Source organism: Paenibacillus sanfengchensis (genome assembly GCF_036864765.1).
Taxonomy (GTDB): domain Bacteria; phylum Bacillota; class Bacilli; order Paenibacillales; family Paenibacillaceae; genus Fontibacillus; species Fontibacillus sanfengchensis.
This window is the reverse complement of record NZ_JBAGJC010000001.1, coordinates 653,141-678,712: the sequence shown is the minus strand read 5'-3', so window position 1 is coordinate 678,712 and position 25,572 is coordinate 653,141. Positions and strand designations below refer to the sequence as shown.

Below are 25,572 nucleotides of genomic sequence, written 5' to 3'. Positions count from 1 at the left end.
TTGGGAATCTTAGGAGGTATTTTCATGATAAAAAGAACTATTCCGCTTATTCTTGCCGCCTCCCTATTATCTGCCTGCTCCGGCCAATCAGATTCTCCGAATCGCCATAATGGATCTGGTGGAATGCCGGATTCTACTACGATTGCCGGTCCCTTTGGCAAGTATCCAGAGCCAGTCGAGATTCGGCTGGGCTATATCGTTGACCCGAGTTTGAAACCCATGAATGGAAATTCGCTGGAAAACAATCCCTGGAGGAAAGAGATTAAAGAACGTCTTAATATTGAAATGAATGTGGCGTGGCAGGTCTCCAAACAAAATTTTGACCAGAAGATAAACTTGGCCATAGCTAGTTCTGATCTCCCCGATGCAGTCATTGTAAATCAGGCTCAACTGGAGGAGATGGTGAAAGCCGAAGAAATTGAAGATCTGACCAAAGTGTATGAAAATTATGCCTCTCCCGAAATGAAGCGAATTATAGACAGTACCCAAGGTTTTGCCTTGGATAGAGTGATCTACGACGGAAAAATGATGGCTATTCCATCTGTAGCATCTGAAGATTTCAGTATGCTCTGGATTCGGCAAGATTGGCTGGACCGCCTTGGGTTAACCCCCCCGAAAACCATGGATGAACTGAAGCTAGTCGCGAAGGCCTTTGTTGAACAAGATCCTGACGGAAACGGATTGGCGGATACTATAGGCCTTGCCGCAAGCACGGGGTTATATAACGATTTCAGCATCGGGTCGTTCGCCTTTGACCTGACTCCGATATTTTCTGCCTACAATGCTTATCCGGGATATTGGTTAAAAGATGCTGGTGGAAATCTTTCCTATGGGTCAATTCTCCCGGAAACCAAAGTAGCGCTTGCTAACCTGCGGGAAATGTACCTTGAAGGTTTGATTGATCCGGAATTAGGCAGCCGCAAAGCACCGGAGGATGTGGTTATAAGCGGCAAAGCCGGGATGTTCTTTCAAGGTTTCTTTGGAGGGTATTGGCCGTTGCCGAGCGCCTGGAAGAATGATCCGGATGCGAATTGGCAGGCCTATGCATTGCCGCTAGATGCGAAGGGAAAATATAATATAAAAATATCCAATCCCTCCCACTCTTTTCTTGTTGTACGTAAAGGGTATGCCTATCCGGAAGCTGCAATAAAGATGAATAATCTTTACCTTGAAGACGAATCCCGGTTGGGAAACGAATTCATGTTGATTCGAAACTTCATTGCCCCGATGGATGAGGCGAAGTTCGAGACTAAGGCTGCGCAGGAAGTTTTGGCAGGAACCAAGAACCCGGAAGATTTCCTGGACAAGCCGGAATATAAGTTGCTAAAAAACACGGTGAAGACGATTAAAAGAGTTAAATTGGAACCTTATAGTAACCTTGCTATACAGTACTGGAATCAAGACGATCCGAGTTTTATGCGAACTTATTCCCTACTTGTGGGAGGGAGAAATTTCTTTGATCCCAACCTGAACGAAATTCAAAGCCTTTCTTATAAACGAACCAAAACGGCGAAAGAAAAATGGGACGAATTAATTAAACTTGAACATGAAGCATTTTTGAAGATCATAATGGGTTCAGCACCGGTCGACTCCTTTGACCAATTTGTTGAGGATTGGAAGCAACGGGGCGGTCATCAAATTATTGAGGAAATGAAACCATCTATAAAGTAACAGAAATAACCGGCCGTAAACAGCACGAAGTATCGTGGGTTTTGCAGCCGTTTTTTTTATAAAGCTTAAGGCACCGAGGTAGACATTTGTACGACGAAGGGGGGAGTAATGTTGAAGACTACAGCTAAAATTTAATCTTGATTAAGAAAACTGCGTACAATTGTCTACCTAAATCCCCAACTCGCATCTATCTCGGCCCAACGAATTCTCTCTTATAATGAAAGCGAATTCAAAAACTGATAGTTTTTATGGGAGGTCGTAAATAAGATGGGAAGAAGCACATTTTTAAAGCGTTTTGCAGCAATAACCATGTCAGCAGTCATGATTTATTCCTTAACGGCATGTGGGAACTCATCGAATAGTGATAGTTCACAAAATAAGACGCAGAAACCGGGGAATGAAACCGCGGCGGTAGACCCGTTTGGTGCCTATAAGGATGAGGTTGTAGTGAATTTGGGCCGGGTTACGGCGCCGAATCCTAAATTGCCTCAAGGTGATACATATGAGAATAATGCTTATACGCGGCTCGTAAAGGAACAATTTAATGTAACCATCAAAGATGCTTTTGAAAGTAATGGCGATGCATACAATAGACAGGTTGCTCTTGCCATCGCCTCCGGAGAATTACCGGATATGATGCGTGTGAATTCCAAACAAGATTTGAAGGAATTGGTTGATAATGAATTGATTGAAGATTTAACCGAAGTGTATGACAAATATGCTACCGATACGATTAAGCAAGTTTATGATTCCTATAAGGGTAGAGCTCTAGGCAATGCGACGATTGATGGACGATTAATGGCCATTCCGGCTACATCCGTGGACTCTGCGCCGACTATGGTTTGGATTCGCCAAGACTGGCTGGATTCTCTGGGAATAAAGCTTGACAGTGATCATGATGGCGCCATCACTTTGGATGAGCTAACAACAACGGCAAAGACATTCGTGGAAAAGGATCCAGGGAAGACAGGGAAACCCGTTGGCATTCCTCTTATCAACCATTTAAATTCAAATGATTATGGCGGAACCGCCCATACGATGACGGCGATTGCCAATGTTTATTCCGCCTTTCCTCAATATTGGCTTGAAGGTAAGGAAGGAGGAGTTGTGTATGGTTCTACCACCGAGGGAACCAAGCAAGCCTTAGGAGTATTGGCTGATTGGTATAAACAAGGCATCCTAGATATACAATTCGGTACAAGAACTTGGGATGAAGTCATGGCTCTTCTCACGAGTGGACAAAGCGGCATTGCCTTCGGCCCTTGGCATATCCCGGATTGGGGCTTGAGCACGGTAAAACAAATGGATGGTAACGCTGTGTTTACAGCATATGCCTTGGAAGATGAAAATGGCAAAATCAATGTGGCCCATGCCAATCCAAGCGATCAATTTATCGTGGTGAAGAAAGGATATGCACATCCGGAACTGGCGATTAAGATCGTAAATCTGTTTTATGATAAGCTTGCCAACGACAAAAATATTGCTACGACCATGCCGGAAGTAGCCAAATACCAGAAAGACGCAGTGGATGGTTCCGCAAGACCATTTAACATCGAGATTAATTCGGCTACCTCCCTGTTGGATGACTTCTCCGATATATCCCGTGGTGCCAAGGATGAAATCACCATGGATGAAGTACGGACAACGGAATCCAAAAATAATATTGAGAGTGTCAAAAAATATTTGGCCAACCCGGGCACTGCGGAAGTAACGGATTGGGCGAAATATCATTCCCGCATGAAAGGCGTCGGTCTGATCGACCAGCTCACGAAAGAAAACAAATTTAACTGGGTGACTCCTGTATTCTCCGGAACCACGGAGAGCATGCAGCAATCTTGGGCGAATTTGCAAAAAATGGAGCAAGAAGATTTTATCAGAATTATCATGGGCGATCAGCCACTGGATTATTTCGATACCTTTGTTTCGAATTGGAAGGCACAAGGTGGAGACCAGATTATCAAAGAAATTGAAACAGAAGTATCCGAAAACAAGCAATAGGGAATTATCTAAAAAGCAAAATAGGGCTGCTGATGCAGCCCTTTGTATATGAAAGGAGCCTATTTATGAAGCAGCACGGCAGTATGGCTAAAAAACGGCTAGGTCTGGGGGCCATGTATCATATGATGATGCTTCCCGGAATGGTGTTTCTACTCATATTCAGCTATATTCCGATGTTTGGGATTGTTATGGCATTTCAGAACTATATACCGGCCAAAGGCATCTTTGAATCGAAATTCGTGGGCTTGAAGCATTTTAAATACATGTTCCAACTACCGGATATCGCGCAAATCATAAGCAATACCTTGGTAATCGCACTTGGGAAAATTATTTTGGGAACCCTTGCGGCCATCGTTTTTTCCATTTTGTTAAATGAAATCCGGCTCAGGTTTTTAAAGAAGACGGTTCAAACTATAGTATATTTGCCTCACTTTCTGTCATGGGTCGTTTTAGCATCCGTAGTGGTTAACATGTTTAATCTGGATGGGAACGTGAACCAGATTTTAACGTTTTTCGGTTTGGAGAAAATCAATTTTCTTGGAAGCAACACCTGGTTTCAGCCGTTACTTATTGGAACTGATGTATGGAAGGAATTCGGATATAGTTCGGTCGTATACCTGGCCGCGATAACAGCTATTGATCCCGGACTCCATGAAGCGGCTGCCATCGATGGGGCCAACTGGTGGAAACGGGTGTGGCATATTACACTTCCAGGGATGCTGCCTATTATTCTCCTTATGGGAGTCATGAGTCTCACCAATATTTTGAGTGCCGGTTTTGACCAGGTTTTTAACTTGTACAATCCCATCGTCTACGAGACTGGAGATATATTGGACACTTATGTATACCGTATCGGTCTGGTAGGGCGCCAATACAGTTTCGGAACCGCTGTAGGTCTGTTTAAATCAGTCATTGGCATTGTTCTATTGTTGTCCGCTAACGAATTGGCCAAAAAATATACAGATCGGAAGATATTCTAGGGGGCGGTTGTAATGACGCAATATGCAGGCTTTAAAGCCCGGTTTGGGCGGTTTGTAATCTATGCCATCGTTATATTTTCAGCACTTATTTGTCTTCTTCCCCTGTGGAATATCGTAGCTATTTCCTTCAGCAGCAGCGCTGCCGTTGCAGCCAATGCTGTGGGATTATGGCCGGTAAAATTTACAACGGTAGCGTATACGAGAATTATAGAGGATGCTCAATTCTGGAGGTCTTTCGGGATATCTGTTCTTCGCGTCGCACTTGCGTTGATTCTTAATATGATCCTAATCATTTTAATGGCATACCCGCTTTCCAAATCGAAAAGGGAATTCAAAGGCAGAAATGTGTATATGAATTTAATGATTTTTGCCATGTTGTTTAGTGGCGGTCTGATTCCCGGCTATTTGATTGTGAAAAACCTGAATCTGCTTAACAATGTGTGGGCACTAGTCTTACCTGGAGCCGTCCCCATTTTTAGTGTCATTCTCGTCATGAACTTTTTTATAGGAGTGCCCCGGGCATTGGAGGAGGCGGCAGTTATTGACGGGGCAAATCCGATGCAGGTCTTGCTGAAGGTTTATGTACCCGTTTCGGTCCCGGCACTAGCGACAGTAGCCTTGTTTAGCATTGTGGGGACATGGAATGACTTTTTCAGCGGTTTGATTTATATGACCAAAGTGAGCAATTATCCATTAATGACATACATTCAGTCATTGAGCATCAATATTTCGGATCTGGTAAAAGAGGGGACCAATTCGAGTTCGCTAGCCAATATTACGGAAATATCCAACAGAAACTTGAATGCGGCCAAAATCGTCATCTCCGTAGTCCCCCTTCTAATGATATATCCGATGCTACAAAAGTATTTTGTTACCGGGATCGTGGTAGGGTCGGTAAAGGAATAAACACCGGCGGAGGCGATCATTGGGTGCAGCATGCCAGTTCTGTTCTTGTCAAAGTTAATGACTCCTGTTCCATAATGACATTATCGCGGAACAACAACACAGGTTAGTTTTTTAGGTTGACTCTCTTGTGAGGATATGATATTTTGTATTTCTTTGCTGCAGAAAATTGGGCGACGAAAACGTGGTCGGTCCTCTCGACCGCATCAACTAGAGAATGGATGAGCTCTTGAATCTCCTCTGTGGAAATTCAAGAGCTTTTTGCATACTCGGAACCTCCTATAACTAAAGCACATGACATAATGTGCATTAAACTGTGCATAAACGAAAATTGACATGAAGTTTTACGTGCAAATGCAATATTAAAACCTGGTAATAACTTTACAAATGAGATGGTTTTTAAGCGTAATAATATAAAAATACATCTATATTAATGGAAAATGTTGTGATATTATGTGATTGATTACTGATAGTTTCTTTTTTGTGGTGCATTTGCACCTTTTGTTCCGTGCAAATGAATAATTAACTTAGTGAAAATATGTATTCGGAGTTGATTCTACATGTACCATTTATTAGTTGAAATATAACGTTACTACCGGCCTATAAGAGCTCCGCCTTCTGCGAAGTCCAGAATGACGACTTTAAAGAAGAGGAGCGGAATGGGTTGAACAAACGAAAATTACCTTTATGGCAATTGCTGCTGGAACGGGGCTTTTTTGAGGAGCGGAAGGAAGCGGCCAGTTGGGTCATGTCAAATAAGGTGTTGATTAACGGCCGACCTGCGGTCTATGAAGGAGAGCAAGTTAGAGAAGATGTTGAGATAGCCATTAAAGGGTATGAACAGAAATATGTCGGAAAAGGCGGTCTTAAGCTTGAAGGCGCATTGGAGCATTTTCAAATCGATGTTTCCGGTAAAATCGCTTTGGATACGGGAGCCTCAACGGGTGGATTTACCGATTGTTTATTGCAGCACGGTGCAGCTAAAGTGTATGCGATCGATGCTGGGTATGGTCAATTGGCGGGTAAGTTAAGGCTTGACCCCCGAGTCGTTAACATGGAGAAGACAAATATTGGTTCCGTTACGAAGCTGCATTTAAAGCCCGAGCCAGAATTCGCCACACTGGATCTTTCTTATTTGTCCTTGAAACAGGCGATTCCGCTTGTTGTTCGACTGCTGCAGCCGTCCGGGGAAATACTATGTTTGGTAAAACCTTTGTTTGAGGTTGCGGACCCGCAAATCCGCAGATCGGGAAAAGTAGACGATCCGGGTATATATCCACAAATTCTCATGGATCTCGTTAGTTTTACAGAAAATATCGGGCTCCGCATTTTGGGTATTACGAACAGTCCGGTTACTGGGAATAAAGGGACGAAAGAGTTTTTTCTATGGCTCGGTCAGAGCGGAGCTTCTGTAAAAAGAGATATCCGAAAAGATATCGATGTTGCCGTCAGTGAGGCCGCCAAACTAAAGGCTTATAGTAAATAAGAGCATCTGCGTATGGAACGGTAATATCACAGATCATTCAACTAAAAATACGCTAAGTCTCTACATATTGGAGACTTAGCGTATTTTCTTACAATCTACGCATGTTAAACATTGGAGGCAAAATGCGCGTTTGCGGCCGTACTGGCCTCGATTTACAGACTTTATAGTTTTATGAGCGAACTAGTTTCCGAAAGGATCGGTTGGGCATCTGAAAATGTGGGAACTGTTGAAAACTTCTTGGACTTTGTCAATGAGAGGAATAAACCTGAAAAAAGGGTGCCAAGGCCTCAAAAAGTTGATATTAAATTGAGCAATGTAAGTTTTAGCTATCCAATGACTGACAAGGAGGCCTTGGTTAATATCAGTTTAACGGTACCCAGTGGCCAGACTTTAGCGATCGTCGGTGAAAACGGCAGCGGCAAGACAACATTATGCAGAGTAATTATGGGGTTATATGAGGCGTCTAAAGGAGAAGTCATTTATGGAGATATGCCTGTTAAAAATTTGAGTTATGATCATACGTCCGCTGTCTTTCAAAAATATTGCAAATATAATATGACCGTGCGGGAAAATTTGATCATCAGTCAGATGGACAAGCCTACAGATGAAGCGATGCTTATGGATATTTGCGATAAATCGGGGGTGATTTTGAAAGACGAAAGCTATAGAGACGGATTAAACACTAGGCTTGGACGAGATTTTGACGGGATAGAGCTATCCGGCGGTCAATGGCAGCGGATCGCTATTGCACGCGGATTATTCAGGGATAGCCAATTGATGATTTTAGATGAACCAACGTCAGCTATTGACCCTTTGGAGGAAACACGCCTATATAACGATTTTGCGGAAATCTGCCAAGACAAAACCGCAATCATCGTGACTCACAGGTTGGGTTCGGTTCAGATCGCCGATAGAATTATCGTATTAAAGGACGGCAGGGTTGTACAGGATGGTAAGCACAGTGAACTTATTAGTAGGGATGGCGAATATAAAAAAATGTTTGAAGCCCAGAGAAAGTGGTATGTGGTTGAGTAATTGCAGGCGCTTGGCGTGTTGAGCGGCAAAGGAAACGGGCGTTTCAAAACGAAAGGCTACGATGATCCCATTCATCGTAGCCTTTTCTTTGTGCTTCCTGCATACTGGAATGATCTGGTGTTACGCGCCCAGGAACATGTTCATATCGTCCTCGACGTTTGTAATCCCGCCGATGCCGAATTTCTCAACCAGGATGTTGGCCACGTTAGGTGATAGGAACGCGGGAAGCGTCGGACCCAGGTGGATGTTTTTGACGCCGAGGTAGAGTAAGGCAAGCAGTACGATCACCGCTTTTTGCTCATACCAGGCGATATTGTACGAAATCGGCAGCTCGTTGATATCCTCCAGGCCCAGGATCTCCTTCAGTTTCAAAGCGATCACGGCAAGGGAATAAGAGTCGTTGCACTGTCCGGCGTCCAGGACGCGGGGAATGCCTCCGATTTCACCCAAATCGAGCTTGTTGTATTTATACTTCGCGCACCCCGCGGTCAAAATGACCGTATCGCCGGGAAGTTCCCGGGCGAACTCCGTATAGTAGTTGCGCGACTTCATCCGTCCGTCGCAGCCGGCCATGACGAAAAATCGCTTGATCGCCCCGGTCTTCACGGCATCCACGACCTGATCGGCAATCCCGGTCACGGTATGATGGGCAAAGCCGCCGACGATTTCGCCGTTCTCCAGCTCGGTTGGCGGGTTACAGCGTTTGGCGTGCGCAATGATTTCCGAGAAATCCTTCGGCTGCTCTTCCAGGCCTTCCGGAATATGCCGCACACCGGGATATCCGGTGTTACCGGTCGTATATATGCGGTCCATATAGCTTGATTTTGGCGGGACGATACAGTTGGTGGTCATCAGAATCGGCCCGTTGAACGCGGCGAATTCCGTCGTTTGCTGCCACCAGGCATTCCCGTAATTCCCGACGAAATGCTCGTATTTCTTGAAAGCCGGATAGTAATGGGCCGGCAGCATCTCGCTGTGCGTGTACACATCGATCCCGGTACCTTCGGTTTGCCGCAGCAGTTCCTCCAAGTCTTTCAAGTCATGTCCGCTAATGAGGATGCCCGGCCGGTTGCGAACGCCGATATTCACCCGGGTTACTTCCGGATGCCCATAGGTTCCGGTATTGGCCCGATCGAGCAAGGACATGGCCTCTACGCCGAACTGGCCCGTCTCCATGACCAAAGCGACGAGATCGTCCGCGGTTAAGGAATCGTCCAAAGTGGCGGCGAGAGCGCGGCGCATAAACAAGTCGATGTTCGCATCGGCATGGTTCAGGTGAAGTGCATGATACGTGTAAGCGGCCATGCCTTTAAGGCCATATGTCAACAGTTCGCGCAAAGAGCGGATGTCCGGATCGGCGGTGGCGAGGACCCCGACCTGCTTGGACTTGGCGTCAAACGAGGCTTCGTCGTCAGCCTGCCAAACGGCGGCATCGGGAAGCGTCCCCACATTGCCGGAGTGCCGTTCGCCCCAATAGCTTCGTACGTCGGCCCGCAGAGCGAGCGCTTCCCGGATTTTGGCGATGAACACATCGCGGTCAAAATTGGCGTTCGTAATCGTGGCAAACAACGAGTCCATGATAAAGACGGACACCTTCCGCTCCAAAGCTTCGGGAAGATGTGTCCCGATGGAAAGAAACGATATGCCTTTCAATACATAGATCAGCAAATCCTGCAGGTTGGCGACATCATGCGGTTTCCCGCAAACGCCTTTAATCGTGCAGCCGGTTCCTCCGGCCGACTCCTGGCACTGAAAACAAAACATGGATGGCTGCTGGGTGCCAACAGGGGATACGGATGTGGTCATCTTAAAACAACCTCCTATGGAAAAATATAGTAGAAACCTGTACCTGACATCCAGAAGCATAACGCCGGAGGTGGGAAGGACTGGTGATTTCAATCACAATTTTATGGGAGCCGGGCGGCTTCAGAACAAATGTCTTCAAGTTGACAAATTCTTTTTTTTTCGCTGATATAACATTTTGATTGACTCGTCCATCTAATCTTACAGAGGGCCCTCAAAAGGAGATGAAATTCGTGCAGCAAGATATGGAACTGGAAGTCAAGCGAGCGCAGCGGGGAGATCGTGAGGCGTTTATCCGGCTGTTCCGGAGGCTGGAACCCGAACTGTACAGCTTGGCGAAGTCCATTGTGGGACGTGATGAAGACTGTGCGGACGCGTTTCAGGAAACGACGCTTAAGGCGTATAAATCATTGGCGACATTACGAAAGCCAAAATATTTTAAAACCTGGGTTATCCGGATTCTGATCAATGAATGCAACCAACTGCTCCGTATGCGCAAAAGAACTGTTGTTATGGCGGAGTTGCCGGAGGTTGCGGAGTCGGATCGCTCGGCGCCTTATTACGAAGACAGCCGGAAGCTCGATCTTCGGGAGGCCGTGGAGAATCTGGATGAATCTCTGCGGATCGTTATCCATTTATTTTATTATCAGGATTTGCCGATCAAACAGATCGCCGGTGTGCTGGATATTTCCGACGGAGCTGTCAGAGCGCGCCTGCACAGGGCTCGCGGCATATTGGCCGATGAAGTAAAGCAGATTCGGAAGGGGGAGCTGGCTTATGAAAGTATTTGATGTTGAAAAAGAACTGCGGGAACTTGGCAACCAACCGCTGCCCGAGATCCCCGAAATCGTTCGCCGCCGGCAGGATGAAGTCTATGCCTCCCTGGCCGACCTTCCGATGGAGACTCGAACCGGCCAGAATGTTAGATTCCGCAAAACCCGCATAGTTGTCTTATCGACTGCCGCAGCCGCCGTGATCGCTCTGGTCGGAGGCCTGGGAGGCGCCATGGTATCGCCGGCGATGGCAGAGTCGCTGAAGAATATTCCGCTGATCGGCAGCATTTTCAAGCTGGCCGGTGATCTGGGTTTACGGACAGCGGACGAAAAAGGGCTTGCAGCCCATCTCGATGCCAGCGTGACCCATGAGGGAGTCACGCTTCGCATTCCGCAATTGGTCTATGACGGAACCCGGTTATCTTTGGCCGTAACGCGCGAAGGCGGAGGGTTAGGCGGGACTATCATGGGCTACGAGGTTATAGATGGAGAAATAAAGTTTTCCCCTGAGAGAGCGATTACTTCAGTAGATGTATTGATCGACAATACTCCAATTATTACCGATGAGGGCAGGGGAAAAATCCTATGGAGCGGGAAGCCGACTTCCGATCCGAATTCGGCCATCTACGAATTGACGGCTTTTCCCTCAGAGGGCGAAACGGCTCCCGTTTTACCGGACGCGTTTCAGTTGACGCTCGAATTCCGGCTGGAGGGCATTTCCGAGCCCTTCGCTTTTGAATTTCCAGTTCGTAAAAACGCGGATACTCTGGCGCTATCTTCCTCAGATACGAGGGAGTGGAAGGGAAATAAGGTTAAGGTCGAACAAATCCAGTTCACCCCGATCACAACCAAAGTAAAATTGAACATCCTGTCCAGCGATAAAGAGGCCAAGCTTTTAAGACATCATTTGATCTTTGAGCTTTGGGACGATCAAGGCAGAGAACTCGATCTTGTGAACGGCGTCGGAATATTCAAGAACGATGACCAATTGGAAATGATCAACGAATTTTTGTTCGACCGATTTGCCGATGTGCCGGCATCGGTAACGATTAAGGCGTTCCTGCCTGAGATGGAGATCCCGGGGGCAGTTTCGGGAAGATTCAAACTAGGTTCTGACGGCGAAATTATCAAAAATTATATAAAAGAACTGGAGATCACCATCCCGGTGGATCGGACCGCATTGAAAAAATTATATGAAGTTTCAAAATAGAAAATCTGGAGGGCTTAAATAATGAAAAAAGGGTATAAAGTGATGACGACCGCCGCACTAGCCGGGATGATTCTTGGCGGAGCGGGTTGGGCGACGGCATCAACGGACGTTCATGCTTCGGCGGCTCAGGCCAAGACGGGCTACAGCGCCGCGGCGCAGAAGGCGGGAAAAACGCCCGAGATTACGCAAAACGGGATTACGCTTGGGGTAAGCGAGGCACAGTATGACGGGAATTACATTGAAATTTCACTGAAGCGCAGCGGCAAGAATTTGGTCGGCGGCATCACCGACTCCAAATTTGACGAAAAGACCCAGGATCTGATCCGGGAGAAGGGGGCAATCAAGAATATCCAGATCTTTATTGACGGCAAAAACATTTATGAGATCGGTGGAGGATCTCTCGGCAAAAGACCGGGCTTGGGTTGGCGGCCAGGCCCTACGCCAGACGCTGCTATCGTTGAATTAAGCGATCCTTCCTGGCTCGGCGGCCAACAGTATGCCTTCCCGGACAAGTTCAAATTGACCGCCAAGATCACCCTGGAAGGCGTGGAGAAACCGTACACGTTTGAGTTGGCGATGCAAAAAAGCACGGGATCCCCGATGCTCCTGAAGCCGAATTTAACGAAAACATCAGGTAAGCAGACTTTTAACCTTAGCAAATTGAACCTGACCTCGACCTCTACCCGTATTCAGTTGATTCAGAAAGGCTATGAAAAGGGCAAGCCATCCGACATCATGTTTGAATTTGCGGATGATCAAGGCCGTAAGCTGGAAACTCTTTCAGGAATGGGCACTGATGAGAACAACAAAGACGGCGACATGTACCATGATTTTGTGCTGAGTGCTCTGGAGAAAAACGCGAAGTCGATTACGATAAAGGCCTTCAAACCCGAATATGCGGAACCGGGGGCAACAAGCGGACTCTTTAAATTGGACGAAAAAGGCGAGATTGTTAAACAATATGTGAACGAACTGGAAATGACGGTTAACGTGAAGTAGTTAAATAGTAATTATGTGAGTTGGAGGATTATAAGATGAAGAAGGTTTATAAGGTGATGACCACCGCCGCACTAGCCGGGATGCTTCTTGGCGGGGCGGGATGGGTGACGGCATCAACGGACGTTCACGCTTCGGCGGCTCAGGCCAAGGCGGGCTATAGCGCCGCGGCGCAGAAGGCGGGAAAAGCGGCGGAACTTACGCAGAACGGCATTACGCTCGGTGTGAGCGAGGCCATTTATGACGGAAATTACATTAAAATTTCGCTGAAGCGCAGCGGCAAGAATTTGGTCGGCGGTATCACCGACTCTAAATTTGACGAAAAGACCCAGGATGTGCTCAGGGAGAAGGGCGCGATCAAAGATGTGCAGATCCTCATTGATGGCAAAGACATTTTTAAACAGGGCGGAGGCAGGATGAGCAAAAGACCGGCCCTGGATTGGGCTAAGGGGGGGATGCCGGATCAGGCTGTCATTCAAGTGTCCGATCCCTCCTGGCTTGGCGGTCAACAGTATACCTTCCCGAACAAGTTCAAACTGACGGCGAAGATCACCCTGGAAGGTGTGGATAAGCCTTATACTTTTATCCACTCGATGCAAAAAAGCGCGGCTAAACCGATTGTCTTGAAGCCGAATGTAAGTAAAAAATTGGGCAGTCGTACCGTCGTTCTGAGCCAATTAAACGCAACCTCCACCTCAACCCGAATTCAGTTGATCGAGAAAGGCTTTGAAAAGGGCAAGCCTTCCGATTTCATGTATGAATTTGTGGATGATCAAGGCAACCGGTTGGACGATCTTTCGAGCTTTGGTACCGACGAGAACAACAAAGCTGGCGATATGTACTACAATTGCCTGCTCGGCCCGTTGGGAAAAAACGTGAAGTCGATTACGGTGAAGGCCTACAAACCTGAATTTGTGGAACCCGGAGCGACAAGCGGAGCGTTTAAACTGGACGAAAACGGCGAGATCGTGAAACAAGAGATAAAAGAACTGGAAATGACGGTAAAAGTGAAGTGATAGGAAACTACAGACCGGGGCCTCTTGTAAGGGGCCCCGGTCTGTAGTCTTGTTTATTTTGCGCAGCAGCTTCTGTGTCAACGCTGCAATTTATTTTTGCTATTGATTCTCCAGAGAAATCGTGATATTTTTGTTTCAGAGTAAACAATATTCGGATCAAGAATTGCACCTCATGCCAATATAAAGAGGAGAGTAGGGTGAATATGGGGAAAAAATTCGATGCTCTTATGCCGAAGCATAAGGAGTTCATTCAGCGTCAGCATCTTTTTTTCGTCGGATCGGCGCCTTTGTCTGCGGAGGGACATGTGAATCTTTCGCCTAAGGGTTATTGCTCCTTGCGCATTCTGTCGGATAATCAGGTGGCTTACCTGGATATGTCGGGCTCCGGCAACGAGACGTGCGCGCATATTTTGGAGAATGGCAGAGTGACCCTGATGTTCTGCGCGTTTGAAGGGCCTTCCAGCATTGTGCGGCTTTACGGTAATGGGACGGTCGTACTGCCCGGCTCAAACCGGTGGGAGGAACTGTACCCGCTGTTTGATCCGCTTCCGGGCGCGAGACAAATGATTGTCGTTGACGTTCACATGGTGCAGGACTCGTGCGGCTTTGGGGTCCCGTTCATGAAGTACGAGGGCGACCGGGACACGCTAAGGGAAGTATCGCTTAAGTTCACCAATGAACAACTTGAAAAGTACTGGCACGAGAAGAATGCAGCAAGCATCGACGGCTTGCCGACAGCTTTTGGTTTGCCCGATTCGAAAGAGAACGAACGCTTGTTAAAATAATATAGTTAGTTCTTCATATATTGCGATACGATACATTTTTAATTGTTAACAAGTGAACAAAATACCCTTGTGGAAAGGGAGTCGGGTGACATTATCACAGCACAACAACATATTACATGTTTGCTTGTTGACTCACTTGGAGATGCATGATATTATATATTTCGTTGCTGCAAAACAATGCACAACGAAAAACGCGGTCGTGGCGGAATTGGCAGACGCGCACGGTTCAGGTCCGTGTGGGCTAACCCCCCGTGGAGGTTCGAGTCCTCTCGACCGCATTATACACATCACAAGCGAACTCCAGAGAAATCTGGAGTTTTTTTAATAGACGTGCGATGTGACAAGTATCCTTTTATATGGGGGAGAAAGCGGGGATGAGGCATATGACGGAAATCGCAGCATTGAGTGCGGAAAAGCTGGAGGAGTTTTTTGCTTATTGCAGGAAGCATCGCCGGGAAGTGGACGAATCATTTTTGTACGAGGAGGATTTACGTGACTTTGCGATTGGCGCAGATAACCCGACCTATATCGCCTTGGATCCGGCAGGGCACATGGTTGCCGCAGCCTCACTCATCAAGGATGCTTACCATCGCAAGGGGCGCCGGGGACGGTTCCGGATTTTTCACGCCGAAACGGCGGATCTCACTCTATACGAACAATTATTGAAGTCGATTGTGCGGCACGGGGAAGGGCTGGATCAGCTGTTTGTTTTTGTGCCGACCCTACAAGAGAAAGTGATGGAGCTATTGGGAAGATTGGATTTCAAACTGGAGCGGTATGCCTTTATTCTGGTTCATCACCATCTTGAGAAGCCGGCCTTTCAGGTGCCTGACGGATATCGGTTGGAAGCCTTTCGAACCGGGCGGGATGAGGAGGCATGGGCGGAGGTCCGCAACGCGGGTTTCGCCAAGTTAAAAGGAAATGAAACGCCTATCACCCCCGAAATGGTGGCCCAAATGGCTGCGGAGAACGATTACCTTGAGGGCGGGATGCAAATGCTGTACCATGGGGATCGCGCCGTAGGCATCGTTCGGGGGGCGGATGACGAGTTTGAGGGAGCGCCGACCATGAACATCGGACCGCTTGCGCTTCTTCCCGAATACCAAGGGAAGGGGCTCGGTAGAACCCTGCTGAAAGCCGCCATGGCGTTTGCGGTTGAGCGCGGTTATTCTCAAGCGATGCTATGCGTGAATGCCGAGAACGAACGGGCCAAAAATCTGTATTTGCAGGAAGGGTTCCGGCAGGTCGAAGCGGCCGCCAACTTCCGGTATGATATCGTCAAAGAAATGGTGGCGGATTAATTTGCTTGTTGACTCTCTTGCTGATGCATGATATTATAAATTTCGTTGCTGCGAATCAGCACAACGAAAACGCGGTCGTGGCGGAATTGGCAGACGCGCACGGTTCAGGTCCGTGTGGGCTAACCCCCCGTGGAGGTTCGAGTCCTCTCGACCGCATTACTTTAACAGGGAAGAAGCCTTTGAGTTTCCTTTTGGAAATTCAAAGGCTTCTTTGCTTGTCCAGAATTTGCAAGGGATTGCTCATTACTTTAGCCGATGAGGGCATTGAGCTGTATTTAAAAGTATAAAAACGTTTCCAAAATCACTTGAAACGTTTCCAACTTAGTGCTAAGATGATAACCATAAAAGAGCCAATAAGTGGGGGGTTAGATGTCAAGCATTAAAGATGTAGCCAACTTAGCCGGTGTTGCCGTGGGAACCGTATCCCGTGTCATTAATAATTCGGGTGCAGTAAAACCCGCGACACGCAGGAAAGTGGAGGAAGCTATTCAAGAATTAAATTATATCCCGAACGAGATCGCCCGGAATTTCAAAATGCGGAAATCCAAAATGGTTGCCCTGCTGCTCCCGAGCATCTGGCATCCCTTTTTTTCCGAAATGGCTTATTACATTGAAGATGAGCTGGACCGGGAAGGTTTCAAACTCATGTTGTGCAACAGCGGAGGCAAACCCGAAAAGGAGTTATATTATCTGGATATGCTTCAGCAAAACAAAGTAGCGGGCATAGTCGGCATTACGTACAACGATATCGAAAATTACATTAGCAACGATATCCCGATTGTCAGTATCGACAGACATTTTAACAAGAAGATCACTTGCGTCACCTCCGATAACTACGAAGGGGGGCGTTTGGCGTTAAGGGAGCTGGTCAAAGCGGGAGCCCGTAAACCGGCATTTCTAGGTAGTGTCACTTCCGTTTTTAGTGAAACCATGAATCGGAGAGAGGGATTCGTTCATGAGGCGAAAGCAATGGGCGTTAATTATGTAGTCTATGAGAAGCCGGACCCGGTTGTAGACGACGATGCCTATTTTGAGCAATTTCTGGATCAGTATCACGATGTGGACGGCATTTTTGCCATTACCGATATGTTTGCAGCTAAATATATTGAAAGAGCGGGCAGGCGGGGGGTTCGCGTTCCGGAGGATGTAAAAGTTGTCGGGTATGACGGCATTCAAGATCATCCTTATTTTCACCCATTATTGTCAACAATCAGGCAGCCTGTAGAAGAGATGGCGCGTACGACGATCAGGCTGCTCTACAAAAAAATTAGAGGCGAGACATTGGATCGGGAGGTTTACCGTTTACCGGTTATATTTAGGCAAGGCGAAACTACTTGAGTGCGGTTCTAGATCACGAGAAAAACATCGTTGCACGGTAGTTTCACCTTGCGGGTTAGCCGGTTGATGTTTTTCTTTTGACAAATTGGAAACGTTTCAATTAAATTGGAAACGTTTCAAAAACAACATATTTTGCGTAGAAAGGGTGCATAAAAGTGAATTCAAGTGATTCCGGGGTAGATCAACCCATAGTCAAGGCGAAACGCAAGACTTGGGCTCAAGTTAAACGAAATTACGAATTATATTTATTCTTGCTGCCCATCATTCTGGTTTATCTCGTGTTCAAGTACTATCCGATGTACGGTGTGCAGATTGCCTTTAAGGATTTCTCGCCGAGTCAGGGGGTTTGGGGCAGTGAATGGGTAGGGTTCAAACATTTTATTGATTTCTTCGATTCTTATAACTTTTGGACGATCATGAGCAATACACTGACGCTTAGTTTTCTGTCGCTGGTGTTCGGCTTTCCGGCGCCGATTATCATCGCGATCCTGCTGAATCAGATGCTAGGCAAGCGGTACAAGAAATTTATCCAAACGGTCATTTATGCGCCACACTTTATCTCTACCGTCGTACTGGTCGGCATGCTTCATGTTTTTTTGTCGCCAAACAGTGGAATTGTGAATCATCTCATTACCTGGTTCGGAGGCGAACCTATTCTGTTTATGGCCGATGAAGGCTGGTTCCGTCCTTTGTACATTTTGTCCGGAATATGGCAAGAGACCGGATTCTCCACGATTATTTATCTGGCCGCACTTGCGGGGGTCAACCCCGAACTGCATGAAGCCGCCATTATGGATGGAGCAAGCAAATGGAAGCGGGTATGGTACGTGGATATTCCTAGCATTTTGCCGACGATCGTGATCTTGCTGATTCTGGCGTTGGGGAACATCATGAGCATTGGTTTCGAAAAAGCGTTTCTCATGCAAAGTGATCTGAACTACGCTACCTCCAATATTATTCCGACCTATGTATACGAGTTGGGGATTCAGAAGGCTCAATATAGCTTTTCGACAGCGGTCGGCCTGTTTAATTCCTTGATCAACATCATCCTGATAGTCACCGTCAACCGGATCGCCAAAAAATTGACGGAAACCAGCCTGTGGTAGGGGGAATCACTTTGAACCAATTATTGAAGAGAAAAAGCAAAGGGGATATCTGGTTTGACGCCATCAATTATTTTGTATTGACCGTCGTCATGCTGCTCGTACTATTTCCGCTGTATTTTGTGTTGATTGCTTCATTCAGCGATCCCAATCTGATTTATTCGGGGGAAGTATGGTTGTTTCCAAAGGGCTTTACACTCGATGGTTATGAACGAATATTCAATGACTCCTCCATCTGGTTCGGATATGCCAACTCCATTCTTTATGCAGGCTTGGGAACCCTGATCGGAGTCGCCGTCACCGTATTTGCGGCTTACCCCTTAGCCCGGAAGGACCTCGTCGGAAGATCGGTCATCATGTGGTTTTTAATGATCACCATGTTTTTTAGCGGAGGATTGATACCGACCTATTTGTTAATCAAGGATTTGCACATGTTGAATACCATCTGGGCGCTGGTCATTCCCGGAGCCGGTGCAATATTCAATGTCATTATCGTAAGAACGTTTTTTCAGTCGTCCATTCCGGATGAAATGTGGGAAGCGGCTTCGATCGACGGTTGTTCCAATACCCGATTCTTTTGGAGCATTGTGTTGCCCTTATCCAAATCCATTATTGCGGTCATGGTGCTGTATCATGTCGTCGGCTTTTGGAACGGTTTTTTCGATGCTTTGATTTATTTAAACGATGAAAGCAAGTATCCGCTTCAGTTGGTGCTGCGCAATATTCTCGTCCAGAATCAGGTCAACTCCGGCATGATGGTGGACGTGGAATCCTATGCGGCGAAGATGCGGGTGACGGAGTTGATCAAATACGGTGTGATCATCGTATCCAGCCTGCCGCTGCTCATGTTGTATCCCTTCCTGCAAAAGTACTTTGTCAAAGGTGTCATGATCGGTTCGATCAAGGGGTGATGGGACTTCGCGCTTGAAAGGGGGGATGCGCAGACAATTTCGATGCGTGGCATTAGAGACCAACCCAGAAGACGTTCATGAAAGCATTCAAATGGCGAGAGTTCAAAAGGGAGGTTATGTAAACGATGAAATCTTTAATCAAAAACGCGGGGATTCTTCTGCTGGCAGGAGTGTTTGCATTAAGCGGATGTTCGGGCGGGGACGGTTCAAAGAACCAAGCGAAAAGTCCGGATCAGGACGCGAATTTCAACAAAACCGGTCTGCCGATTGTGAATGAAACGGTGACCTTAAGGATGGTATCCCCAAAAGCCGCTTTGGCGCCAAAGTTTTCCGAGATGGAAATCTTCAAGCGTCTCGAAGAGCAGACCAACATTAAGATTGAATGGGAGAACATTCCGGATACCGATTACGCCGAGAAGAAAAATTTGCTGCTGGCGAGTGGAAATTTACCGGACGCTTTTTACACGGCCGGATTCACGGATTACGAGTTGATCAATTATGGGGAAGACGGAACGATTATTCCGCTGGAGGATCTGATCGATCAATACGCGCCTAACTTGAAAGCGCTTTTTGAACGCCGCCCCGACATCAAATCGGCGATTACGGCGCCCGATGGACACATCTACGGGCTGCCGTCATGGGAGGAGAATAACCTTGGAACCAACCCTTTCTTCCACGTCATCAATAAAAAGTGGCTCGATAAACTCGGCCTGAACATGCCGCAAACGCTGGATGAATACACGGAAGCCTTGGTGGCTTTTAAAACGAAGGACCCGAACGGGAACGGCAAGGCGGATGAAATTCCATTAAGCTTTATGCATATGCAGTGGTGCATGGATATCGGCGGCATATTCGGAGCTTTTGGACTTCCGGATAACATGGAACACCGTATCGTCCGTGACGGAAAAGTGATTTTTACCGCTACACAACCCGAATATAAGGATGCTTTGAAGTATTTTCATGAGAAATGGTATAAACAGGGCCTGATCGACCCCGAGTCATTCACCCAGGATGCAGCGCAGTATTTGGCCAAAGGCAAAACAACGGACGAAACGCTAGGCTCCTATATTTGGTGGGAAGCAGAAGAGGTTGTCGGATCAGAGAGAGGCCGGGATTATGCTCTGTTGGCTCCGCTCAAGGGACCGAACGGGGATCAATTGATCGGCCGCGGCAATGGCGGAGGTCCGGGACGCGGCGCCTTCGTGATCACCAAAGCAAACCGCTATCCGGAAATCACGATGAGATGGATCGATGAGCAGTATGAACCTTATATGGCGGCGCAAATTCACTGGGGTCCGTTCGATGTAGTTTTCAAGAAAGACGAGAACGGAAAGTTGGTGAACCTGCCCCTTCCCGAGGGAACTTCCGCCGGCGAATTCCGGCAAAAAGTGGCTCCCGGCGCAGGCGGTCCCGGCGTCATTACCATTGAAGACTTGGGGAAGGTTGTTGATTTGGAGCCTCGCGCCCAGCAGCGAGTGAAAGACTTGGAGAAGTACTATGATCCGTATATGGAGAAGGAAAACTATCCGAGCATTTTCTTCAACCCGGAAGAATTGGACAAAATCAATAAGATCGAACCTGAATTGATCAAGTTTGTGAATACTCAAAGAGGCAAGTTTATCGTAGATGGCGGTGTCGACGAGCAGTGGGACAGCTATGTGAAGACGCTGGAGAAAATGGGATTGAACGAATTGATGGAGATTTATCAAACGGGGCTGGATCGATATAACACAAATTTAAAAAAGTAAGCAACTAATATGGATAGGTGGGGAGAAACTGTGCTAGATGTAATGACCATCGGAGAAGTATTGATCGACTTTACTCCAGCAGGCCAAACAGCGGAAGGTAACGGGCAGTTTACTTGCAATCCCGGAGGCGCTCCGGCAAACGTAGCGGCTGCGCTGTCCCGTTTAGGAGCCAGAGCGGGTATCGTTAGCAAGGTTGGGGAGGATCATTTCGGATCGTTGCTGCACCATACTTTGCTTAACAGCGGGGTTGACGTATCCGCGCTTTCGTTTACGGACGAAGCCAATACAACGCTGGCCTTCGTTCATTTGCAAGAAGACGGAGACCGGTCGTTCAGCTTCTATCGGAAGCCGGGAGGCTTTATTACCGGTACGACCGATGTGGAAACAGGATCGATAGAGATACAACAACATTTCGGCATTGCCTTGATCGTTGTTACTTTGGCGGAAAAAGGCTGCTATTTCCGATTGGCGGATAAGGATGGATATGTGCCTGGTTTCCGGGTAAAAACCATCGATACAACGGGAGCCGGCGACGCTTTTTTAGGCTGTTTATTATTTAAGATTTTGGAAAGCAAAGTATCACTGCATCTGCTAGAAAAACAGCAACTCATCAGCATACTGACATTTGCCAATGCCGGCGGATCGATTGTCACGACACGGAAGGGAGCTCTTCAGTTTATGCCAACGACAGATGAAATTAACAAGATGATCGAGTCAAACAGGCAGCACTATGATGATAGATTTAGACCAGGGTTTCATTATTCAACTCCATCTCATTGGATGAACGATCCGAACGGATTAGTTTATTACGAAGAAGAATATCATCTGTTTTATCAGCATCATCCCTTTAGTAACAAGTGGGGGCCGATGCATTGGGGACATGCGGTGAGCCCGGATCTGATCCGTTGGAAGCACATGCCAATCGCTTTGTTCCCGGATGAGTACGGGGCCATTTTCTCCGGCTGTTGCGTGGTGGACTGGAATAACAGTAGCGGACTGTTTGATGGTTCTCATGGGCTGGTCGCCATCTTTACCCATGCGGACACTTCTCCGAAAACCGGGCAGCCACGCCAGCGGCAAAGCTTGGCTTACAGCAGCGACAAAGGCCGAACTTGGCACAAATATGAGGGGAACCCGGTTCTCGCCGAGGATGATCTGATCGATTTTCGCGATCCGAAAGTGTTCTGGCATTCGCAAAGTGAGCGGTGGGTGATGGTGATTGTGGCGGGAGACCACGCTCGTTTTTATGGGTCGAATAACTTACTCGAATGGGAGCTGACCGGCCAATTCGGCAGAGGGGAGGGATCGCATGACGGTGTGTGGGAATGCCCTGATCTCTTTGAATTGCCAATCGATGACAGCGGGCGGTCCAAATGGGTGCTAATCATCAGCATTGGGGATCATCCTTCCGCTCCGGAAGGATCGCGAACGCAGTATTTTATCGGCGAGTTCGACGGAAATACATTCATCAATGACAATCCAGCGGATCATATCTTGTGGCTGGATTATGGACGAGACAACTATGCGGGGGTGACCTGGTCGGATATGCCTGAGCAAGACGGGCGCCGGGTGATCATCGGATGGATGAGCAACTGGAAATATGCCAACGAGACGCCCACCGGAGCCTGGAGAGGCGCAATGACGCTGCCTCGCGTCTTGTCGTTGACGAGCTGTGACGAGGGCGTGGTGCTGACGCAAATGCCGGTACGGGAAGTCGAGCAACTGCGCAAAGCATCCATGAGCTGGGATAATGTCACGGTAAAGCCGGAGGCGTCGTTTACGCTCCAGACGAACGAAGATCTGCTGGAAATTGAAGCGGACATTGATATCCGGACCGGGAACGGAGTCCACATCCAATTGAAATCCTCCGGGAAGAGCGAAACGAGGATCGGATATGATGCTGAGCGCCAGTGGCTATACATTGACCGCTCGAACTCGGGCCTGACCGATTTTCACCCGTCGTTCGCTTGCGAGCATGGCGCCAGAGTGGTACCGGACAATGGAAAGATCAAACTTCATATCTGGCTGGATCGCAATGCGGTTGAAGTATATGCGAATGAAGGAAAGGTTGCACTGACGGATCAGATTTTTCCTGACGCTCCGATTGAGAGCGTTCGTATAAGCGTGAATTCGGGGCAGGTTGTTTTGGACTCACTTCATATCCATACGCTGAAATCCGTTCCCATTCCTGGTGGTACCGTCGAGTTGACTTCAAGGGGGAATGACGCGTGAGCCAAGTATCCGACAATCGGGGGCTGATGATGCACTGGGCCTTTGATGAAGGAACCGGAGCAAAAGCTTTGGAGAGCCTATCCCAAACTCGGGATGATATTCAATATGTATTTAAGAAGGCGGAGTTTACGGAACCGCGCGATCCGCAGTGGAGCCAGGGTGTATTGGGCGGCGGACTTCTGTTTGACGGTTACTCGACTTATATTGCCCATCTGTTCAAAGAGGGAGATACGCCGGAATATCTGTCGGCCCTAAGTATCGGAGTATGGGTGGCGCCTCGTTCTTATGAATGGGGGGAAGGGGGCAAATTGGCATCCATCGTGAACCGTTACAACATGGACCGCAAGCAGGGCTATTTGCTGGGTATGTTTCGTCACGGATCGTGGTCTTTTCAAGTTGGGCTTGAAGGAGGAACCTGGGCGGAGATTTGGTCGCTGGACGGCTGTGAACTGCCCAAAAATGAATGGTCTTACGTAAGCGCGGTCTTTGATGGGAACCAGGGAGAAATGAGGCTTTATTTGAACGGCAGCGAAATCGCTTCGACTGCCTTGCCGCCCGGTTCCCGCTTGGTTGAGGCTGTGGACACGGATCTGCTCATCGGCAAAAACAATCATAGCAGCGGGCTGGCGAGAGCATTCAGCTTGCACATGTTTAGCGGAATCCTCGATGAGCTTAAGATTTACAACCGGTCCTTGAGTGAGGAAGAGGTTGCATCCGCTTACCGGGAAGTACTGGACACCGCCCATGGAGGAGTCCGGCCGCCATTAAAATACGATCAGATCAAGCTGGATCGGACGCCTCTGCTGTCGGACCGGCACAGACCGCAATATCATCTCAGCCCGCCTGCCCATTGGATGAACGAACCCCATGCGCCGATTTATTTTGAAGGTAAATATCATTTATTCTATCAGCATAACCCGCTTGGACCTTTCTTTCATCATATCCATTGGGGACATTGGGTAAGTGAAGATCTGGTGCATTGGCGTGACCTTCCTGTGGCGCTCGCGCCGGAGAAGGATGGGCTTGCACCGGACGGGATCTGGTCGGGAAGCGCGACCTATGATGCGGACGGCCTGCCAGTTTTGTTTTTTACGGCGGGTAATGACAGCGCTTCGCCGAATCAGAGCGTGGCGCTGGCCCGAAGCACTTATTCCCGGGATGGAGACACGGATCTGGTTCGTTGGGTCAAACATCCGGAGCCGCTCATCGTGCAGGAAAAGGGCATGGGCGCATTCGGCGACTTCCGAGATCCATTTGTTTGGAAGGACGATGACGGCTGGTATGCTTTGGTCGGGTCCGGGATGGAGGGCGAAGGAGGAGCGGCGCTGGCTTTTGCGTCCCGGGATATGCTGAATTGGACATATAAAGGCCCTCTTTTTAAAGCGGATATTCAGAAGTTTCCTTACCTTGGCCCGATCTGGGAGCTCCCCGTGCTGCTTCCGCTTGGCAGCGACCGACAGGGGGCAGACAAACATCTTCTGCTGGTCAGCCCTGTGGGAGAGGGGGCGGATGTCGAGGTGTTCTATTGGATCGGGCAGCTAGACAAGCAAAATCTTACATTTGTTCCTGATCAAGAGGAACCTCAATTGATTGACGTTGGTGATTTCCACTTTACCGGCCCGAGCGGAATGGTGGATCCGAGGACCGGCAGAAAGATCATCTTTACAATCGCCCAAGGCGACCGGACGCCCGAACTGGAATATCAATCGGGTTGGGCCCATAACGGAGGGTTGCCGCTCAGTGTATATTTGCGGGATGACGGACGATTGGGGATCGAACCCATTGAGGAATTGCAATCACTGCGCGGGGAGAAGCGGCTATCGCTTCGGGACAAGTCACTCGCCGAGGCGAATGCACGGCTCCGGGAGGTTCAAGGCGATATGCTTGAAATTCAATTGGAAATCGAGCCGGGCTGCGCCCGACAATTCGGAATCAAGGTCCGGCGCACCCCGGACGGGGAAGAAGAAACGCTGCTGTATTATGATGCGAACCAATTGATGCTCTTGGTCGACCGGACGAAAACGACGCAGCATCCGGGGGAAAGATGCGGAGGGATCCAGGGCGGTAAGCTGGAGCTGCCGGGTGAGAATCTAAAGCTGCACATTTATTTGGACCGTTCCATGGTCGAAGCCTATGCCAACGGATTGAAAAGCCTGACGACCCGGGTATATCCGAGCCGTAAGGATGCTATGGGGCTTGAGGTCTGGGGGGACGGCAATTTGACTGTAACGTCGCTGGAAGTATGGGATATGAAGCCGATCTGGGGAGAAGGGAGCGCCTGAC

At 48.1% G+C, this 25,572-nt stretch carries 19 protein-coding genes and 2 tRNA genes; 20 read left to right on the top strand and 1 reads right to left on the bottom strand.

Going from position 1 to position 25,572, the window contains the following annotated elements; translation table 11 throughout:
• Nucleotides 1–24: 24 nt before the first annotated feature.
• The 6 genes from V4U84_RS03075 (at nt 25) to V4U84_RS03050 (ending at nt 8,073) form a co-directional block, all read left to right on the top strand.
• Nucleotides 25–1,671, top strand: a complete 1,647-nt coding sequence (locus V4U84_RS03075) for an extracellular solute-binding protein (RefSeq protein WP_334073290.1) — start codon at nt 25–27, stop codon at nt 1,669–1,671.
• A gap of 267 nt (nt 1,672–1,938) precedes the next feature.
• Nucleotides 1,939–3,669 (top strand): type 2 periplasmic-binding domain-containing protein, encoded by a 1,731-nt coding sequence (locus V4U84_RS03070; RefSeq protein ID WP_334073289.1) that lies wholly within the window; start codon nt 1,939–1,941, stop codon nt 3,667–3,669.
• A gap of 65 nt (nt 3,670–3,734) precedes the next feature.
• Nucleotides 3,735–4,649, top strand: coding sequence for an ABC transporter permease (locus V4U84_RS03065; RefSeq protein ID WP_334073288.1), 915 nt, complete (start codon nt 3,735–3,737; stop codon nt 4,647–4,649).
• 12 nt (nt 4,650–4,661) lie between these two features.
• The gene (locus tag V4U84_RS03060) at nt 4,662–5,555 is read left to right on the top strand and encodes a carbohydrate ABC transporter permease (RefSeq protein WP_334073287.1); all 894 of its coding nucleotides are present in this window, start codon (nt 4,662–4,664) and stop codon (nt 5,553–5,555) included.
• Nucleotides 5,556–6,216: 661 nt separating this feature from the next.
• On the top strand, nt 6,217–7,038 hold the full coding sequence (locus tag V4U84_RS03055) for a TlyA family RNA methyltransferase (RefSeq protein WP_334073286.1): 822 nt from the start codon (nt 6,217–6,219) through the stop codon (nt 7,036–7,038).
• Nucleotides 7,039–7,209: 171 nt separating this feature from the next.
• Nucleotides 7,210–8,073: an ABC transporter ATP-binding protein gene (locus V4U84_RS03050; RefSeq protein ID WP_334073285.1), complete on the top strand. Its 864-nt coding sequence runs from the start codon at nt 7,210–7,212 to the stop codon at nt 8,071–8,073.
• Nucleotides 8,074–8,193: 120 nt separating this feature from the next.
• On the opposite strand, the gene hcp is transcribed toward V4U84_RS03050, so the two are convergent.
• Nucleotides 8,194–9,879: a hydroxylamine reductase gene (hcp, locus tag V4U84_RS03045; RefSeq protein ID WP_334073284.1), complete on the bottom strand. Its 1,686-nt coding sequence runs from the start codon at nt 9,877–9,879 to the stop codon at nt 8,194–8,196.
• Between the two features lie 230 nt (nt 9,880–10,109).
• On the opposite strand from hcp, the gene V4U84_RS03040 reads away from it, so the two are divergent.
• The 14 genes from V4U84_RS03040 to V4U84_RS02975 all read left to right on the top strand — a co-directional run bounded on the left by V4U84_RS03040 (nt 10,110) and on the right by V4U84_RS02975 (nt 25,571).
• Nucleotides 10,110–10,667, top strand: a complete 558-nt coding sequence (locus V4U84_RS03040) for a sigma-70 family RNA polymerase sigma factor (RefSeq protein WP_334076758.1) — start codon at nt 10,110–10,112, stop codon at nt 10,665–10,667.
• Nucleotides 10,654–11,859, top strand: coding sequence for a DUF4179 domain-containing protein (locus V4U84_RS03035; protein WP_334073282.1), 1,206 nt, complete (start codon nt 10,654–10,656; stop codon nt 11,857–11,859). Before V4U84_RS03040 ends, V4U84_RS03035 begins: the two co-directional genes overlap by 14 nt.
• 21 nt (nt 11,860–11,880) lie before the next feature.
• Nucleotides 11,881–12,858 (top strand): DUF5643 domain-containing protein, encoded by a 978-nt coding sequence (locus V4U84_RS03030; protein WP_334073281.1) that lies wholly within the window; start codon nt 11,881–11,883, stop codon nt 12,856–12,858.
• Between the two features lie 35 nt (nt 12,859–12,893).
• Nucleotides 12,894–13,871 carry a DUF5643 domain-containing protein gene (locus V4U84_RS03025; protein ID WP_334073280.1) on the top strand — a complete coding sequence of 326 codons (978 nt, stop codon included), beginning with the start codon at nt 12,894–12,896 and terminating at the stop codon, nt 13,869–13,871.
• A 203-nt stretch (nt 13,872–14,074) separates the two neighbouring features.
• A complete protein-coding gene (locus V4U84_RS03020) occupies nt 14,075–14,656 on the top strand; it encodes a pyridoxamine 5'-phosphate oxidase family protein (protein ID WP_334073279.1) in 582 nt (193 codons plus the stop codon).
• 193 nt (nt 14,657–14,849) lie between these two features.
• Nucleotides 14,850–14,934 (top strand) — tRNA-Leu (locus V4U84_RS03015).
• Between the two features lie 96 nt (nt 14,935–15,030).
• Entirely contained in the window at nt 15,031–15,957 is a 927-nt protein-coding gene (locus V4U84_RS03010; RefSeq protein WP_334076757.1) for a GNAT family N-acetyltransferase, read from the top strand.
• Nucleotides 15,958–16,028: 71 nt separating this feature from the next.
• Nucleotides 16,029–16,113 (top strand) — tRNA-Leu (locus tag V4U84_RS03005).
• A gap of 213 nt (nt 16,114–16,326) precedes the next feature.
• Nucleotides 16,327–17,295 (top strand): LacI family DNA-binding transcriptional regulator, encoded by a 969-nt coding sequence (locus V4U84_RS03000; protein ID WP_334073277.1) that lies wholly within the window; start codon nt 16,327–16,329, stop codon nt 17,293–17,295.
• A gap of 155 nt (nt 17,296–17,450) precedes the next feature.
• Nucleotides 17,451–18,401: an ABC transporter permease gene (locus V4U84_RS02995; RefSeq protein WP_334073276.1), complete on the top strand. Its 951-nt coding sequence runs from the start codon at nt 17,451–17,453 to the stop codon at nt 18,399–18,401.
• A gap of 11 nt (nt 18,402–18,412) precedes the next feature.
• Nucleotides 18,413–19,309 (top strand): carbohydrate ABC transporter permease, encoded by an 897-nt coding sequence (locus V4U84_RS02990; protein WP_334073275.1) that lies wholly within the window; start codon nt 18,413–18,415, stop codon nt 19,307–19,309.
• Between the two features lie 125 nt (nt 19,310–19,434).
• A complete protein-coding gene (locus tag V4U84_RS02985) occupies nt 19,435–21,057 on the top strand; it encodes an ABC transporter substrate-binding protein (protein ID WP_334073274.1) in 1,623 nt (540 codons plus the stop codon).
• A gap of 30 nt (nt 21,058–21,087) precedes the next feature.
• The gene (locus V4U84_RS02980) at nt 21,088–23,289 is read left to right on the top strand and encodes a PfkB family carbohydrate kinase (protein WP_334073273.1); all 2,202 of its coding nucleotides are present in this window, start codon (nt 21,088–21,090) and stop codon (nt 23,287–23,289) included.
• Nucleotides 23,286–25,571, top strand: coding sequence for a GH32 C-terminal domain-containing protein (locus tag V4U84_RS02975; protein WP_334073272.1), 2,286 nt, complete (start codon nt 23,286–23,288; stop codon nt 25,569–25,571). Before V4U84_RS02980 ends, V4U84_RS02975 begins: the two co-directional genes overlap by 4 nt.
• The last annotated feature ends 1 nt before the right edge of the window (nt 25,572 follow it).

What these genes read in the sequence shown, in the direction of transcription:
- V4U84_RS03020 (WP_334073279.1), top strand. Translation starts at nt 14,075, where the DNA reads ATGGGGAAAAAATTCGATGCTCTTATGCCGAAGCATAAGGAGTTCATT.
- V4U84_RS03035 (WP_334073282.1), top strand. Translation starts at nt 10,654, where the DNA reads ATGAAAGTATTTGATGTTGAAAAAGAACTGCGGGAACTTGGCAACCAA.
- V4U84_RS03075 (WP_334073290.1), top strand. Translation starts at nt 25, where the DNA reads ATGATAAAAAGAACTATTCCGCTTATTCTTGCCGCCTCCCTATTATCT.
- V4U84_RS02985 (WP_334073274.1), top strand. Translation starts at nt 19,435, where the DNA reads ATGAAATCTTTAATCAAAAACGCGGGGATTCTTCTGCTGGCAGGAGTG.
- V4U84_RS03070 (WP_334073289.1), top strand. Translation starts at nt 1,939, where the DNA reads ATGGGAAGAAGCACATTTTTAAAGCGTTTTGCAGCAATAACCATGTCA.
- V4U84_RS03025 (WP_334073280.1), top strand. Translation starts at nt 12,894, where the DNA reads ATGAAGAAGGTTTATAAGGTGATGACCACCGCCGCACTAGCCGGGATG.
- V4U84_RS03060 (WP_334073287.1), top strand. Translation starts at nt 4,662, where the DNA reads ATGACGCAATATGCAGGCTTTAAAGCCCGGTTTGGGCGGTTTGTAATC.
- hcp (WP_334073284.1), bottom strand. Translation starts at nt 9,879, where the DNA reads ATGACCACATCCGTATCCCCTGTTGGCACCCAGCAGCCATCCATGTTT.
- V4U84_RS03010 (WP_334076757.1), top strand. Translation starts at nt 15,031, where the DNA reads ATGAGGCATATGACGGAAATCGCAGCATTGAGTGCGGAAAAGCTGGAG.
- V4U84_RS03000 (WP_334073277.1), top strand. Translation starts at nt 16,327, where the DNA reads ATGTCAAGCATTAAAGATGTAGCCAACTTAGCCGGTGTTGCCGTGGGA.
- V4U84_RS03065 (WP_334073288.1), top strand. Translation starts at nt 3,735, where the DNA reads ATGAAGCAGCACGGCAGTATGGCTAAAAAACGGCTAGGTCTGGGGGCC.
- V4U84_RS03050 (WP_334073285.1), top strand. Translation starts at nt 7,210, where the DNA reads ATGAGCGAACTAGTTTCCGAAAGGATCGGTTGGGCATCTGAAAATGTG.
- V4U84_RS03030 (WP_334073281.1), top strand. Translation starts at nt 11,881, where the DNA reads ATGAAAAAAGGGTATAAAGTGATGACGACCGCCGCACTAGCCGGGATG.